Here is a 17,133-nt window from a genome sequence, read left to right on the forward strand (position 1 = left end):
AAGTCAAAATGAGAAGTTTATATCAGCCATAAGTTATGACCTCTGAATATGTGTAGTAAATCTGAGGCTACATCAAGATCTATAATCATGAAATAGGGTTCCAAATCCATTTACTATAGATTCTGAAGGATACCAGATTGGAGAAACACATTTAATGTGATGTCCATTTCTACTATAACGTGTTACAGTTTCCTCAACATCAAAAAAATCATTTATGGGAGTAATATATTTTGCATAATGAATATAAATAGATTCAGTAAATTTGTCTTGGCATTTGAAATTAGTTACAGCATGAAAATTTTTTAATAATCTTTTAATATGTACTAACTCTCCTTGGCACTCTTCAATAAGAATATGAATATTCCCTGGCATATTATTTGATAGCTGCCTAGTTGCATCAACAAGCAATCGTTGTGCATATTGAGATTTTTTTTCAATAGATTCTTTACAAGCAAATTCGCACGAAATTAACGAGGCCCAATGCAATTTTGAAATAAAGCAAAAGCCTTCTTGACATTCTCTATCAAATCTTGGTTTGTAATGAAAATTATAATTATAATCATCTATTAGATAATGAATGAATGAAGGTGTCCCTGTATTTAGTGGAGTCTCAAGAACAACATCAAACTTTGATTTATCTATTGGAGTAAATTTTATTTTGAAATCATTATTTTTTACAATATAAAATTTATTTTCAAGATTTTTACAATAACTTAATTTATTATATATCTTTCGGAAAACTCTTTTTGGATTAATTTTTTCTACTTCAGATGTAAATTTGAAATGGAAATATCCCACAATTTTGTGCTGTTCTAATAAATCTGCTACTCTATCTGAGATTTGATACCAAGCTTTCAACTCTTTATATGTATAATCATTACCTCTTCTCATTTTCTTGCATTCTATAAATTTTTTTATTCCATTAATTTCTATTAAAATATCAGGACTTTTTTGTGGAGGTTCGACTTCTAAAAATGTCACACTATACCCTTCAATGTAATAATATATTGCAGTTAGAATTTCAAATAATGTAGAATCAATATCTTTGTTTTTTATTGAACACAATGAAGAAATTTTATTTTCAAAATTTTTTATACTATAAATAAAATCAAATTTTTTTGCGAGATTATAAATTACAGGTATTATTCTTGTTCCTTCATAGTAATTATAAAAATTCATATCGTTACTAATCAATGCTTTTGAAAGTAATAAATACAAAAATAATCTGTCGCTAGATTCTCGATAAAGAGCTCCAGGAGACAACATATTTTTCGCAATATTTTCTAATCTCAAGTTATATTCATTTATACCAATCTGACGAATTATTTTTTGCTCCATTTTTTTGAAAGTATTTGCAAATTCTTGAATATCAAAAACCATAATCTAAACCTCACACCCTTTTATGTATTAGAAAGAGATAGCCCAGTTACAAAAGTCTCTTCTTAAAGATATCCGACTACAACGTTCTGATATGTGTTTTTTTACAAAACTAATACTATATAACTCAACAATGCCAATCACCTTCCATGCATGCTTCACTATCCCCACCTAAAAAAGAGAGAAGTATCTGCGACAACTAGAGAATAACATACTATTTTCCTACATTAAAAATAATTTTCCTTTATAAATCCATAAATATTTTTTTAATCCTGCCACGATGATTTTGCAACAATCTAATACGTAAATAATTTTTTAGGCGCTTATACTATTTAAGAAGCTTTTTACGTTTAAAAAAAATGACTGTAATTTTTTTCAAAATTGTTTTAGTTCTATTCAAACAGAGGTTGTGTGGTACCCCTTCCACTTATGGAAGCCGCTTCTCTGTCTTTCGCTGTCAGAGGTTTCAGCATCCCTTTGCCAAACTGGCGGCGTTACCGGGAGAAGGGTGAGTCCGCGTGGCGGACTCACCCTCTTTTTCTACTCTGAGAGCAATCTGCTCCACTTCCAGCGCAATGCGCTTTCCCTACAAAATTTAAGGCCACGAACTTGTAGGACAAGCTTGTGGCCTTAGCGAGTCCGTATGATTGTCACACGAAGCCCTCTGAATGTGCCGATTTTATACGCTCATGTCTATTTAACGAACTTGTACGCAACGGCCATTAACGCACCATGTTTTTTTGGGGCAAATCTTGCCTCGGCATGGATCCGAAGGTGGGTGTGGCGGGGGCGGGGGTGGAGGCGGCGCAGGTGCGTTGTTGTTCTTATACACCGTCGCCCAAAAGGTGAACCTATACGGAACACATCCGGTACATATCGTGGTGGGGTCTAATGCCTCACCCACAACTACCTGGCATATAGGGGTATATCCGCAATCCTGCGCAATTTTCGCACAGTCGTTTTCCGACTGTAAGACGGGCATTGCAATTACATATTGCTGGTAATCTGGATACCGCTGGCATACCATGCCCTTAATGCAGCAGGGCACATGCTGATTGGGATACCGAGGATCATTCACCCATATTACGGTGTTACCTTTATTCAACGATTTAACAAATGAATCGGAACACGCAGAATTGGAAGTCGCAGGGGTGCCCTCCAGCATACCCGTATTCTTGCCATCTTGCTTTTCAAAGCCGAAGGCAACCGATAATCCACCAAACAACGTCACAGTAAAGGCAGCGAATAAGACGGCTGGAAGCATTACCCTTTTCATCCCCTCCTCCTCAATTTTATAAATCAACTGTTGGTTGCAACCTCATCTTCCTGTAATGTCTAAAAAGTATAAAATTTTTATATTATTAAATAATATTTAGCAGCGTTAGATATTCCATTGCCGCTGACGTTAATTAAGAATAAACTTTTTACTGACAGTGAGTTAGGCGATAAATCTATATTAATAAATATAAATTTGTTCTTTTAGAAGCCTATGTTTACCTCCCGAAAACGTTCTCAAAAACCCCTGCAAGCAACAGCCGAAGCACTCGAAGCAGCTCTGCGCCGTCTCTCTGTCAGATTCTCCAGAACAGATGCACGTACAAGCCAGAGTATTTATTACAAGCTGTTCCGTAAAGACGGAAGTGTTTTCTTACGCATCCGCATATCTGATCATCCGTTTCTTGCCAAACAGGAGAACATTCAAAATATCCTCTGTATAGGTAGTCACGTGGGCACAGAATATGAGCTTGATACATGGTATAAAGTGCTTCCTGTCATAGGCAATGCAAGTCATTGTGTTGAAGTCAAAACGCTGAGTGCCAAAATTGCGGGTGAGGCTGCTCTGAAAAATAAAACTCCGAGTGAAGCCTTCCAAAAGACCTTGGAAAATATCCGAAAGAAAGCCACACGACGCGCGTCTTCGGGTGAGGCCGAAGCGACAACCGAAAAACAGAGGATGGAAGCCTTGGCAAGGCTGCTGGCCGGATTCGCCGCGCGCTTCGACCTCTATATACAAAAATCCACCATTCCGTCCGGATATATGTTCCGCTTCCAATACAGCAACTGGCGTCCCGCATGCGTCACAATTTCCCGGCACAGGCCGGATGCGTTACCTCAGGATTGCGCGGAAAACATGGTCCTCGTAAGAGCATACGGCACCGCTAATTTTCGGTGCCAAGAGTGGGAGGACATTTTGTGCATCGTGTTGAAGAGAATCGGCCTTACAGGAAAAACGCACAAAAAAGCCCTGGAACGGTTTATTGAAAAGAAACGCCTGCAATTTGCTTCAATTCTTCCGTCTGTTCCCATTGCCCTCCCAAAAGCCGCAGCAATCTTGAGCGTTGCGGCTCAATTGTGTGTTTCTTTGGCTTCCATTTTTAAGGGAAGGCTGGCTAATGTCCATGCATCGCCCCACTCGGCCGATGACAGCCCTAAGTATTCCCGCCGCACTCACCTGAGACACGTAGCCGATTCAGAACTGCCCTTTGATGGCGTAGTCGCGCTGTCAGAGCATCTGCCAACCTGACGGCGAGAAGGGTGAGTCCGCATGCGGACTCACCCAATTTTTCTACGCTGAGAACAATCTGCTCCACTTCCAGCGCAATACGCTTTTACACAATCTACGTCCAGCATGGCCATCGATCAATCTCCCGCAACACATGGGAGTGCTTGCGGCAGGCTACGCGGGCGACTTCCATAGAGGTGGCGACATGTTCCATGACTATGCCCCCTGCCGCCCTGACAAAATAGACGCGGCCTAGGTCATGTGCCGGGTGATCCGAAATCTCCTGCCGCTATGGCTGGAAGCCAATATCAACAGGCCATCCAGGCATTTTTCCTCAAGATGATGCATGGTTCTGATTCCAGTGATCCGAAAAGCCAGCGGTTATGGTTTGGGTAGCATAAAAATTTTTTTAGTGTTATCCCTGTTCAATAATAACACGTTTTTAAAAAAAGTAACTTTTAGCGTCGGCGGCATGATCTTCCCGGCAATTTAAGACACGTTCCTATGCAAAGTACCGCAGATTTTCTTGCCCAACGCCGTCGCAAATATATTGCCCTGGCGGCCTTGCTCGGATTTGCCTGCGCAGCCCTTTTGCTGAGCCTCGGCCTTGGTCCCCATGGCTGGTCTCTGCCCCTTGCCGAAGTCCCGACCTCTGAATCGCGTATTTTCTGGCAGTTACGGCTGCCGCGCGTGATCATGGGCGCTCTTGCGGGCGGCGGACTCGCCATGGGGGGCATTCTTACCCAAGCGGTATTGCGCAATCCTCTGGCGTCTCCCTTTACTTTGGGCATTTCCTCCGGGGCCGCTTTCGGTGCGGCCCTGGTCATCGTGGGCGGTTCCTTCGGCGTCTGGCACATGGCGGCCAGCGCCTTTCTTTTCGCAGCGCTGACCGCGCTGACGATCCTGGGCATCGCCAGCCTCCGGGGCAGCCGTCCCGAAACATTGATCCTGGGCGGCGTCGCCGTCATGTTTCTTTTTTCCGCCGCAACGTCGTTTCTGCAATATCTGGGCACGGAACAGCAGGTGCAGGCCATCGTCTTCTGGAGTTTCGGCAACCTCGGCCGCGTAGGCTGGCCGGAAATAGTCATGGCGGCAGGCATGATCCTGCTGCCGCTGCCGCTGGCCCTGCGTCTGGCATGGGATTTCAATGCACTGGCAGCCGGAGAAGAGAGCGCGGCTTCCCTTGGGGTATCCGTATTACGCCTGCGGACCCTGGGCATCCTGGCCGCCTCCTTCATGACCGCCGGAGCCATCTGCTTCACCGGGGTGATCGGTTTCATCGGCCTGGTCGCGCCTCATGTGGCCAGATTTTGCCTTGGCGGCGATCACCGTCTGTTGCTTCCCGGCGCGGCCTTTTTTGGTGCCGGTCTGGTGATCCTTTCCGACACCGTGGCCAGAACACTTCTCACGCCGCAGATCATCCCCGTGGGCATTGTCACGGCATTTCTCGGCGTACCGTTCTTTTTCTGGCTTTTGCTGCGTCGCAGCCAATTACGGGAGGGGGACTTATAATGCCGTCCCTGTTGGAAGCGCGCACCCTCAGTTTTGGCTATTCCGGCCACGCGCCCGTACTTGACGCGGTGAGTCTGGCACTGCGGCGCGGCGAGGTTTGCGCCCTGCTCGGCCCCAACGGTGCGGGAAAAACCACGTTTCTGCGTCTTCTGTTGGGCCTGCTGCGCCCCACTGGCGGCGAAGTTCTGTTGGAGGGCGTCCCCCTGCGCAGCCTGACCGGCAGGAAGCGCGCCAAGCGCATGGCCTATGTGCCGCAAGAGGCTCTCCCCCGTTTTTCCATGACAGTATTCGACGCTGTGCTGCTGGGCCGCAAACCCCACATGCGCTGGGGTCCCGACAAAAACGACATTGCCCGCACAGGCGAAACGCTGGCCCGGCTGGGACTGGAATCCCTGGCACAACGCCCTCTGGAGGCGCTTTCCGGCGGACAGCGGCAAAAGACGGCTTTGGCGCGAGCCCTGGTGCAGGATACGGATTGGCTGTTGCTGGATGAACCGGTCAGCAGTCTGGATCTGCGGCATCAGATTGAAGTGCTGGATATGGCGCGCCGCGTGGCGGAAACGCGCAATCTCGGCGTGCTGCTTTCACTGCACGATGTGAATCTGGCCATACGTTTCGCACACACCATAGCGCTCCTTGCACCGTCGCCGCAAGGAGCGCGCCTCGAAGCGCACGGCGACCCGGCGGCGGTGCTTACGCCCGGACGCATGCGCGCTGTGTATGGCATAGCCATGCAGGCCTACCACGGAGAGGACGGGCAAGTTCCCCTGTGGTTTCCTTCTTCAACGCAATCGTAACTTGGGAGTGTTTCGTGAACTTTTGTCGCTCACTGTCAGCAGCCTGTTTTGCCGTCTGTTGCCTTGCCCCGTGGTCCACTGTCCAGGCAGAACCGGAGGATCCGGCGCAAGCGGAAATGAATCCCGTTGTCGTCACCGCTACCAGAACCAAACACAGCCTTGGTGACGTCTCCGCAGCGGTATCGGTCGTTACCCGCAAGGAACTTGACCGGATCCCGGCCCAGAACGTACTGGACGTCCTGCGGACCATGTCGGGCGTCACTGTGGACAGCGACCGCAGCGTTTTCGGCAGCAGCACCTATAATAAGGTCATCATTCGCGGCATGGGCGGCAACACCCAGGGACGGGTGCTGGTACTGGTGGACGGCATGCCTGCCATGCCTGCGGGAACAAACATTTTCGAGTGGAACAGCATCAACCTGGATGCCGTGGAGCGCATTGAAGTGGTGCGCGGGCCGTCGTCTGCGCTTTACGGCTCCAGCGCCATGGGCGGCGTTATCAACATCATCACCCGCACCCCGCCCAAGGAGGGCTTCACCGCCACCCTGGACACCAAGTACGGCAGTTATAACACTTGGGATTCCAGCCTGTATCATGCCGGAGCGGTGGGGAAATTCAATTATTCCCTTTCCGGCAGCTATCTGACCTCCTACGGCTTCAACGGCATCCCGGAGCACAGCTCCAAGGCCGCCAGCAATCAGAAGCCCGGCTATAATGACGACGGCACCGGCGTGCGCAACGTCACGGGCGCGGCGCGTGTGGGTTATCGCTTTGACGACACGGCCGACATCACGGTCAATGCCGATCTGGCCTCCAATCTGCGCACCGGGCAATACAATTTCGACGATGACTACCGCCTGTACGAGTACCACAAAACAGGTTTCGGCCTGCGCCTGCACAAGGACTTCGGCGTAGTGGACAGTTCCCTGGCTCTCCGCGCGGACTTTCTGCACACGGATTACGACAGTATAGTAGGCACACGTGTGGACTATACTTCGCCTACCAGGCAGGAACAGTACAATCTTGACCAGCAGAATACCTTCGCCTGGGGAGAACACCAGCAGATCACCATGGGCGTTGCCGCCTCATACGGACGCTCGGATCAGGATCTGGATTATTCCCATCTCTCCACCTACAAAGACCGCATCCGTGAAAAAGGAGGCAGCCAGTATACCCTGGCCGGTTACATTCAGGATGAAATCAGTCTGTTCGGCAACACTGTGCAGATCATTCCCGGCCTGCGCTACGACATCATCGGCACGGACGGCTATGACAAGGATTCCACCAGCAAGGTACGCAATTGGCGCAAAGAGTACGGCGTTGAAGTGGACAACCGTCTCACTCCCAAACTGGGCCTCCGCGTGAATCCCTGGGACGGCCTGCTTGTTTTCCGCGCCAATTACGGCGAGGCCTTCCGCTCCGCCAGCCTGGACGAACGCTTCGGCGAATATGTTTACGGCAGCACCTTGTATAAAGGCAGCCCCGACCTCAAGCCCGAACTCTCGCGCACCCTGGATGCGGGTTTTGATTTTTCGCCGCTCAAGGAACTGACCTTTGGCGTCACAGGCTACATCACCTGGGCCGAGGATTATATCGCCTCCATCAAGGACGACACAAAGACAGGTGATTACTTCATTTCACAAAAGCAAAACATCGACAGCGTACAGATCACCGGTCTGGAAGGCGAGGCCAGTTGGAAGGCCACGGAGTATTTCACCCTGTTTGCCAACGGCACCATTCTGAACCCGCAGATCACTTCCGGACAATACAAGGGCAACCAGATTCCCTTCACCCCCACTTCCAAGGCCACCGTGGGATTTACTTTCGCTCACCCGGACTGGTTCACCCTGCGTGTGGGCGCCACCTGGACCGGTCCCATCTGGACGGATCAGGCCAATATGGAGGCCAATCAGGAAGGCAATTTCTGGCTGGGCGAAGTGCGCATTTCAAAACGCTTTGACCTCCAGGACTGGTGGGTGGAACCCTACGCGGAACTGCTAGCCGCTACCACCAAGGAAGAGGTGCGTTATACAAATACGTCCCGCATTCCCACCAACATGGCCTTTGTGGGTATAAAAGCAGGATTTTAATGCTTGAGATCCGGGAGGGGCATGTCCGGAGGCGCAATATAATGGAAATACCAACGATTCTGACCTGCATTGTCTGGTCAAGCCATGCCGCCATGCTGCGGGAGGCGGCGAAATCCCTGGGGGAAGGCGTTGCCGTTCGCGTGTTCTGTTCGCGCGACCTTGAGGAACGCCCGGAAGACTGCATTCAGGCCGTTGAGGATGCCGGGGCCGTCTTTGTATTCCGGGGATCTGACACAGTCTGGAACACACTGGACGATCCCCTGCGCGGGGCCGGAGAACATCTGCCGGTGATCTGCGTCGCTTCGGACCCCGCAGCCTGGGCATTGTCCTCGGTGTCGCCGCAGGAGGCAGAAAGGGCCTACCGCTATCTGTCCTACGGCGGCGCGGACAATACGGAAACCCTGTTGCGCTTTATGAAAGCACTCGCTCGCGGCGACGATATCGCCACGCTGCCAGAACCGCGCGCCATGCTCTGGGAAGGACTCTGGCACCCGGACGCGCCAGTGCCCGCTTTTGACGGTGTCAGCGCCTACCTTGACTGGTATGCGGGACATGCGGAACAGAAAGGGCTGTGCGGGGACACGGTGGGCCTGCTTTTCGGACGGCACTACTGGGTCAACGCCATGACCCAAGCGGAAGAATCCCTGGTACGCGCTCTGGAAAATAAAGGGCTGCGCGTTCTGCCCGCCTTCGCCAATGCTTTGCGCGATGCGGCGCTGGGCAACAGGGGAGGGACCAGATGGGCCAAGGAAGTCTTCCTTGATCCACAGGGGCAAAGCCGGGTGGATGCCCTGATCAAACTTCTGCCCTACTTCTCCCGCGAAAAGGGCATGGAAGAGGAAGCCCCTGCCTTTGTGGGCGACGATTCCCCGGCCAGGGACAATGTACGCCTTTTCCGTCGGCTGGGTGTGCCGGTTTTCCAACCGGTATTTTCATCCTCAAAAACAGTGGAAGCTTGGCAGGCCGACCCACAGGGGCTCGGTTCTGAAGTGGCTTGGGCTGTGGCCTTGCCGGAATTTGAAGGGGTTGTGGAGCCATTTTTTCTGGGCGGCACAGTCCCGGAAAAAAGTCTGGGCGATGTGGCCTACCGCATGCCCCTGCCGGAACGTGTGCAGCGTCTGGCGGCCCGTGTGGAACGCTGGCTGCGCCTGCGCGATAAACCCGTGGCACAGCGGCGCGTGGCTTTCATTCTACATAATGATCCCTGTTCCTCGGCCGAGGGCACCGTGGGCGGCGCGGCCGGACTGGACACGCCGGCTTCGTTGCATGCCCTGCTGCGCGACATGCGCGACGCCGGCTATGCCGTTGCAGTGCCGGAAAGCGGCGAGGCCCTGATGCGCATGATTCTGGACCGCAAGGCCGTCAGCGAGTTTCGCTGGACCACGGCGCGGGAAATAGAGGGCAAGGGTGGCATACTGGCGCGCGTGCCTCTGGCGCAATATCAGGAATGGGCCGCCGCCTGGCCCGAAGAAGTACGCCGCCGCGTGGACGAGGCATGGGGGCCTCCCGGACAGGGCAAGGACGGTCAGCCTCCGGCCATGACCCTTGACGGACATCTGCTGGTGACGGGCATCTCTCTGGGCAATGCCGTGGTTTGCGTGCAACCCAAACGCGGTTGCGCGGGTTCCCGCTGTGACGGCCAGGTCTGCCGCATCCTGCACGATCCGGATATTCCTCCCCCGCACCAGTATCTGGCCACCTACCGCTGGTTGCAGGACGGTTTCGGCGCGGATGCCGTCGTACATGTGGGTACCCACGGCACGCTGGAATTTCTGCCGGGAAAGGCCGTCGGACTTTCCGCCGCCTGTCTGCCCGACACGACACTTCACGAAGTGCCGCACCTCTACATCTATAACGCCGACAATCCAGCCGAGGCCGTGATCGCCAAGCGTCGCGCCTATGCCACGCTGGTCAATCACATGCGCCCGCCGCAGGTAACCGGCGGGCTTGATGAAAAGCTGGAGGCCCTGGACAATCATCTGGGACAGTGGGCGGAAGTCCGCAGGCGCGATCCGTCTCGTGCGCATCAGTTGGAGCATCTGGTGCGCGAGGCCGCGCGGTCCGCCGGACTGGCCGATGTGGAAAAAGATCTGCTGCAAAAGAATCCACAGACGGATTTCGCTATCCTGGCGGCCCGGTTGCATGAGACGTTGGACCTATTGCGTACGACCAGGGTGGACGTCGGCCTGCACGTGTTGGGAGAACTCCCGACGGACAAAACGCGGGCGGACTTCATCTATACCCTCCTGCGGCACGATACCGGTAATCCGTCGAGTCTGCGCCGCCTGCTCTGCGCCTTCAACGGGTTGGATTTTGACGCTCTGTCGGCCCCTTCCGCAGAACTGGAATCAGCCTCTGAACCGGATCGTGGAACCTTGTTGCAGCGTCTGGATGAGGAAGGGGCCGCTTTTACCGCAGTCTTGCTGGAACTGTTGCCCCTGCCTGCCGGGGAAGCCGATGCGCGGCTGGCGGCACTGATGCCGGACCTTCCCGCGTCCTTGCGCGGCGCATTGCGCGGGTTGCTCACACGCGTCCGCGACCTGGCGGCCCGTCTGGACGCCTCAGAGGAACGCGCTTCCTTTCTGCACGCTCTGGCCGGGGGATACGTGACGCCCGGTCCGTCCGGTCTGCTGGCGCGCGGACGTGACGACATTCTGCCCACGGGCCGCAATTCCTATACCCTGGATCCCCGCCGCCTTCCCACGGAAGCGGCTTGGCGCGTGGGGTGCAACCTGGCGAACGGCATTTTGGACAAGCATCTGAAGGAAGAAGGCCGCTATCCTGAAAACGTGGCCATGTTCTGGATGTGCAACGACCTGATGTGGAGCGACGGCGAAGGCCTGGGCCAGTTGCTGGCCCTGCTGGGAGTTCGGCCAGTCTGGCGCGGCGGAGTGGTCGACGGACATGAGGTCATCCCCCTGAAGGAACTTGGCAGACCGCGCATCGACGTTACCGTGCGGGTCTCCGGCCTGTTGCGCGACTCCTTTCCCGAGGCCGTGCGCTTTCTGGACAATGCTGTACAGGCGGTGGCGACGCTGGATGAGGATGATGAGGGAAATTCCGTGCGCAAGCACTGCCGTGAACGCCTGAAGCAGTGGCAACAGCCGGAAGAAGATCAGAGCGCCTGGCGTAAGGCTACATTGCGCGTGTTTTCTTCCCGTCCCGGCGTCTACCAGGGCGGTGTTGATTTGGCGGTTCACGCGTCGGCCTGGCGTACGGAAGCGGATCTGGCCGACGTCTTTTTACGCTGGAACGGCTATGCCTATGGCAACGGCGTTTGGGGAGAGGAGGAGGTTCCCGCACTGACGGCCAGCCTTTCCAATGTGGACATCACCTACAACAAGGTGGTCAGCGACGAACACGACCTGCTCAACTGCTGCGCCATTTACGGCATTCACGGAGGCATGACGGCGGCCGCCTCGCATCTGAGCGGGCATCCCGTGCGGGTTTACTATGGCGATACGCGCGAACCCCGGCACGTGCGGGTGCGGGACATGGCCGATGAAATCCGCCGGGTGGTACGCGGTAAACTGCTCAATCCGCGCTGGATAGCGGGCATGAAACGCCACGGCTACAAGGGCGCGGGCGATATGGCCAAACGCGCCGGGCGCGTCTACGGCTGGGACGCTACCACCGGCTTAGTGGATGACGGAATTTTTGACGACATGGCGCGCACCTTTGTGCTGGATGCGGAAAACCGCGCCTTTTTTGAAGAGCACAATCCCTGGGCTCTGGAAGAAATCGCCCGCCGCTTGCTGGAGGCCCAGGCTAGGGGCGTATGGCAGGCCGACCCGGAAGTGCTGGACGCCCTGCGCCAGAACTATCTGGACATGGAGGGTTGGCTGGAGGAACGCACGGAAGCCTTCGGCAGCAGTTTTCAAGGCGGCGGCATAGACGTCATCGTGGCTCCAAACACAGATATGCAGGACAGTGAGGACAAGATATGAGCATGATCCGGCCGCATTCCTACCCGTTTTCCGCCATTGTGGGACAGGAGGCTTTAAAGGAGGCGCTGCTGCTCAATGTGGTCAATCCCGGCATCGGCGGCGTATTAGTGCGCGGAGAAAAGGGCACGGCCAAATCTACCGCGGTGCGGGCTCTGGCGGCCATTCTGCCCGAGATGGACGTGGTGCGGGGCTGTCCCTGCGCCTGCGACCCTGACGACGCGGACACGCTGTGCCCGCTGTGCCGTGAAATGCTTTCCTCTACCGGCGAATTGCCCAGGGAACAACGGCGGGTGCGCGTGACCGAACTGCCCGTGGGAGCCGGCGAAGACCGCGTGGTAGGCTCGCTGGATATGGAAGCGGCCTTGGCCGACGGCCGCCGCCGTTTCGAGCACGGCCTGCTGGCCGCCGCAAACAGGGGCATCCTCTATGTGGACGAGGTGAACCTGCTGGACGACCATCTGGTGGACGTGCTTCTGGACGCTGCGGCCATGGGCGTAAATACCGTGGAACGTGAAGGGCTTTCATGGTCGCATCCGGCGCGTTTCACCCTGGTGGGCACAATGAATCCGGAAGAAGGCGAACTGCGGCCGCAATTACTGGACCGTTTCGGTCTTTGCGTGGAAGTGCGCGGCATGGCTGAGCCGGAACAGCGCATGGCTGTCATGACCCGTCGTATGGACTTTGAACGCGATCCGGTGGAATTTTGCGAACGCTGGCAGGAAAAGGACAGGACTCTAGCTGAAAGCGTCATGACGGCCCGCCGCCTGCTATCGGATGTACAAGCCGACGAGGCCTGCATGCGCGCCGTGGTGGAACAAGCCATTGCCGCCCAGGTGGATGGTCATCGCGCCGACATCGTTATGCTCAAAACCGCTAAAACCCTCGTGGCCCTGGATGGGCGCAGGGAAGTCCGGCTGGAGGACGTGCACAAAGCGGCCTCTTTGGTCCTTCCGCACCGGATGCGCCGCAAACCTTTTGAGGCGGTGGGCGGGACTCGCCCATGAACGCGGCAGCGCCCTCACGGCATCTGTTTCCCTTTACTGCGCTGACGGGCCAGCCCCTCATGCGCCGCGCGTTGCTGGCAAACGCACTGTGCCCGGATATCGGCGGCGTCTTGCTGCGTGGTCAGAAAGGCACGGCGAAATCCACGGCGGTGCGTGCACTGGCGAAACTTTTGCCGTCTGTTTCCGTGGTGGCGAACTGCCCGTGGCGCTGCTCTCCGCAGGGTCCGCTCTGCCCGGACTGCGCGCGGGCGGCGGCAAGAGGTCCCTTGCCTGTGGATGTCGTATGCGCTCCCCTTATAACGCTGCCGCTTTCCGCCACGGAGGACAGGCTGACAGGCGGCCTGGATACCGAAGCGGCTTTGCGTGGCGGTCGGCGCGTGGTTCAGCCGGGCCTGCTGGCAGCCGCCCATCAGGGCATGCTGTATGTGGATGAAATCAATCTACTCCCCGACCAGCTTGTTGATTTGCTGCTGGATGTCTGCTCCAGCGGCGTCAACAAGCTGGAACGCGACGGCTGTACTGTTGGACATGCCGCCTGTTTTGCCCTGATCGGGAGCATGAATCCCGAAGAAGGCCCCCTGCGTCCGCAACTACTGGACCGCTTCGGGCTGTGCGTGGATGTGCTGGCCCCGGAAGATCCGTTCCTGAGACTGGAAATCCTGCGGCGGAGAGAAGCCTTTGACGCCGCCCCCGTACTGTTCAAGGCGCAATGGGAGACGGCTCAAAAGGCTCTGGCCGACCAACTGCGAGAGGGGCGTAATCTGCTGCCCGGACTGCGTGTGCCGGAAGCGCTTCTGAGAGATATTGTCCTGTTGGTCGCGGAAGCGCGTTGCGCCGGGCACAGGGGTGAGCTGGCACTGTTGCGCACAGCGCGGGCTCTGGCCGCGCTGGACGGCTGCACTACCGTACGCGGCGAGCATGTGCAGGAAGCCGCTGTCATGGCTCTGACTCACCGACGGCGTATGAGCGCTCCTTCCGCCCATGAGTCGAAAGAACGCAAGGAAGCGCCAAAGCCGGGACAGGAGAAGCAGCGAAAGGCAGATGGACAAACCCTCCACGGGCAAGCTCAGCCTCCCGACATAGCGGGCGGGGATATCGTTGGCCGTGATGGGATATCCCACGAGCCTGACCTTCCGGCAGGCACGGAGCGCGAACAAATTTTCGCTGCGGGCAGTCCCTATCAGGTGAGGCCGTTGCGACCGCCCATGGACAAACGTCTGCGTAACGGCTCCGGCCGCCACAGCCGGACGCGTACCGCGCAGAAAAGCGGACGTTGCGTCGGTTATTCAGCGCGTCCGCTCCTGCAAGGTATGCCGCCGGACATAGCTCTGGAACCCACAATCCGGGCCGCAGCCCTGCGAATAGCCGTGCATGAAGAAAACATCAGGCCGCCTCTGCGTGTGCGTGTACGACCTGATGATTGGCGCTATAAACGTCGAGAACGTCATATGGGCAATCTCATTGTCTTCGCCGTGGACGCCTCCGGCTCCATGGGCGCAGCCAGCCGCATGCGTGAGGTCAAAAGCGCCGTCCTGTCTCTCCTGCTGCATGCCTATCAAAAACGGGATCAGGTTTCGCTGGTGGCCTTTCGCGGCCAACGGGGCCAAACGCTGCTGCAGCCCACAGGCAGCGTAGAACTTGCTTCAAAGGAACTGCAGGATCTGCCTACCGGAGGGCGCACGCCTCTTGCCGACGGCCTGAGGGAAGCCAGACGCGTTATTGGCAACGCCTTGCGGAAAAATCCGGACACCCGGCCGATTCTGGTCGTTATTTCAGACGGCAGAGCTAATGTTACGCCTTCCCTGGAGACAGGTTCGGCTCTGGACGCAGCTTTGGACGAAGCCCGCCGTATCGCACGGGATGCGCGCGTGTATTCTCTGGTCGTTGACGTGGAGCAGGGAGGACTGCTGCAGTTCGGCCAAGCCCTGCAACTGGCGGAAGTCATGGGAGCTGGATATCTGCCGGTGGAGGCTCTGCGCGCCTCCACACTGATGGGCCTTGTACGGAGCATCGCTGAATGATGCTGCAGAAAACACTCTTATACTGCTGTCTGTGGCTGTTGTTTTGTGCCTCACAGATCCAAGCTGCGACGCGCCTTGTTGTTCTGCCCGTAGACGCGCTAGAGGTGGTCCGGCTGCTGGGCGGCATGGCTCAGGTGGTGGGCGTTTCCCAGCATGCCGCCGAACGAGGCGCACTTTTGCCGGAAGCAGCAAAAATCCCCGGCGTCGGCAAAGGATTCTCACCAAATCTTGAGGCCATCGCGGCTCTGGGGCCGGATGTGGTGGTGACTTGGAAAGGCTATCCTGGCCCGGAACTGGAGCGCCGTCTTGAACCCTTTGGCATCCGCGTTCTACGTCTGGACATGCATTTGCCGGAAAACCTGACGTGGGGCGTGCATGCTCTGGCCGAGCTGCTGGGAGAGAAAGCCGTTGCCAGAGGAAAAGACTACCTGAACTGGGTCCGGCAAGCGGAAGCGCGCCTGCATGCAAGTATCCCCGCAGGCGTGGCACAGCCAGCCGTGCTGGCCGAGCATTTTGCGCCGGATCGGTTGGCGGGTCCCGGTTCTGCCCTTTTTGAGCTGACATTGAAAGCGGGAGGGCGCAACCCGGCAAGTCGATTGCACACGGCCTCATCGCCGGTCAACATGGAATGGGTCGTGGAGCAACACCCCGATGTGGTGATTAAAAGCGTTTCTCTTTCCTCGCTGGATACCCAAAAAGGACTTGAGCAATTGAAAAAAGCGCGTGCGGAGCTGTCGGCTCGTATCGGCTGGCAGGATGTGCCCGCCGCCCGAGACGGTCGGGTATATGCCATTTCAGCCGACATTCTGGGCGGCCCACGCTGGGTAGTGGGCATGGCGGCGCTGGTGGAGGCATTTTACCCCGAAGCGGCATGCAAAACCAATGCGCAAGCTTTGCACAAAGAGTATCTGCATCTGTTCCAAGAAGACAGCGCGGGAGGCGCTCTTGCTGTCCCTTAATCCGCTTCCTCCGGCAAAGCGGAAAGAAATCCCGGCAGTGCTGGCAATGGGACTTTCATTTCTGCTGCATGGGGTTCTGGTCGTCAGTCTGTTGGCGGCGGCTTTGGCTCTGCCGGACTATCTGCCGGTGCAGTCCGGCGGCGTATTGACGGTCAGCTGGGCTCCTGCGGGAACCGGGACCGCCGGTAATACGGATATGGCGAATTTGCCGGACCGGACCAGTCCGCAGTTGCCGGAACAGGCCGCAAAGGCAACGGCTGCCGCTGAGGAATCTTCTGCCGTTGAGGAACAGAAGCCGGAACAGGCTGTGCCAGTCCGGCAGACCGTGCAGCGCCGGGAACATGTCAGAAAAAACAAAACCGCCGCAAAGCCCCGTCATAAAAAATTTGAAAAAGAACCAATTGTGCCGCCTGTGAAAACCTCCGGGCACCGTTCTATAGAAAACGCGGCGAAACAGCAGCCAACGGAGAAACAAGGCGGCCTAGGAACAGACATACCCGGCATGGTCCCGATAGAGGGTACACCACAGCCGCAGGTTATGGCCTGGAATGCCGGCGGCGGCCCCCGCTTCCTGCGGCAGGCTCCATTGCGCTACCCGCGCGCGGCGCAACGACGCAACCTGGAAGGCAAGGCCGTGGTGGAAGCTTATCTGGATGGGGAAGGCAAGCTGCTGCGCGCCCGTGTGATACGGACCGACCATGCGGACTTCGGTGCGGCCGCGCTGAACTGCATACAGGCATCCACCTTTGCGCCTGCCCGTATCGAAGGCAAACCTGTTCCATGCGTAGTGCTTATTCCCATGCTCTTTGTTTTGAAGGAATAGCCGGTAAATCTTCAAGAACACCCTGCTCCATTTCCAACGCAATGCGCTTTTGCCACAAGCATGGTCAGAATCTGGGACGAAAGCCTAGATCCACGCTTCT

10 protein-coding genes are annotated in these 17,133 nt (G+C 55.7%); 9 read left to right on the forward strand and 1 reads right to left on the reverse strand.

What is annotated here, in order from left to right:
* Positions 1-72: 72 nt before the first annotated feature.
* On the reverse strand, positions 73-1,380 hold the full coding sequence (locus AXF13_RS16585; protein WP_150116101.1) for a hypothetical protein: 1,308 nt from the start codon (positions 1,378-1,380) through the stop codon (positions 73-75).
* 1,486 nt (positions 1,381-2,866) lie between these two features.
* Between AXF13_RS16585 and AXF13_RS16590 the strand changes: the two genes are divergently transcribed.
* The 9 genes from AXF13_RS16590 (at position 2,867) to AXF13_RS07910 (ending at position 17,033) form a co-directional block, all read left to right on the forward strand.
* The gene (locus AXF13_RS16590) at positions 2,867-3,901 is read left to right on the forward strand and encodes a hypothetical protein (protein WP_150116102.1); all 1,035 of its coding nucleotides are present in this window, start codon (positions 2,867-2,869) and stop codon (positions 3,899-3,901) included.
* Between the two features lie 483 nt (positions 3,902-4,384).
* On the forward strand, positions 4,385-5,392 hold the full coding sequence (locus AXF13_RS07875; RefSeq protein ID WP_062252364.1) for a FecCD family ABC transporter permease: 1,008 nt from the start codon (positions 4,385-4,387) through the stop codon (positions 5,390-5,392).
* A complete protein-coding gene (locus tag AXF13_RS07880; protein ID WP_083522011.1) occupies positions 5,392-6,189 on the forward strand; it encodes an ABC transporter ATP-binding protein in 798 nt (265 codons plus the stop codon). Before AXF13_RS07875 ends, AXF13_RS07880 begins: the two co-directional genes overlap by 1 nt.
* A gap of 116 nt (positions 6,190-6,305) precedes the next feature.
* Entirely contained in the window at positions 6,306-8,279 is a 1,974-nt protein-coding gene (locus AXF13_RS07885) for a TonB-dependent receptor plug domain-containing protein (protein ID WP_062252366.1), read from the forward strand.
* A gap of 41 nt (positions 8,280-8,320) precedes the next feature.
* Positions 8,321-12,226 (forward strand): cobaltochelatase subunit CobN, encoded by a 3,906-nt coding sequence (cobN, locus tag AXF13_RS07890; protein ID WP_062252368.1) that lies wholly within the window; start codon positions 8,321-8,323, stop codon positions 12,224-12,226.
* Entirely contained in the window at positions 12,223-13,230 is a 1,008-nt protein-coding gene (locus AXF13_RS07895) for a magnesium chelatase ATPase subunit I (protein WP_062252369.1), read from the forward strand. The genes cobN and AXF13_RS07895 overlap by 4 nt, the downstream gene beginning before the upstream one ends.
* Positions 13,227-15,251, forward strand: a complete 2,025-nt coding sequence (locus tag AXF13_RS07900; RefSeq protein WP_062252371.1) for a magnesium chelatase subunit D family protein — start codon at positions 13,227-13,229, stop codon at positions 15,249-15,251. Before AXF13_RS07895 ends, AXF13_RS07900 begins: the two co-directional genes overlap by 4 nt.
* Positions 15,248-16,210, forward strand: a complete 963-nt coding sequence (locus tag AXF13_RS07905) for an ABC transporter substrate-binding protein (RefSeq protein WP_062252373.1) — start codon at positions 15,248-15,250, stop codon at positions 16,208-16,210. Before AXF13_RS07900 ends, AXF13_RS07905 begins: the two co-directional genes overlap by 4 nt.
* Positions 16,197-17,033 carry an energy transducer TonB gene (locus tag AXF13_RS07910; protein ID WP_190276328.1) on the forward strand — a complete coding sequence of 279 codons (837 nt, stop codon included), beginning with the start codon at positions 16,197-16,199 and terminating at the stop codon, positions 17,031-17,033. Before AXF13_RS07905 ends, AXF13_RS07910 begins: the two co-directional genes overlap by 14 nt.
* Positions 17,034-17,133 lie beyond the last annotated feature (100 nt).

It is taken from the genome of Desulfovibrio fairfieldensis (genome assembly GCF_001553605.1).
Classification (GTDB): Bacteria; Desulfobacterota; Desulfovibrionia; order Desulfovibrionales; family Desulfovibrionaceae; genus Desulfovibrio; species Desulfovibrio fairfieldensis.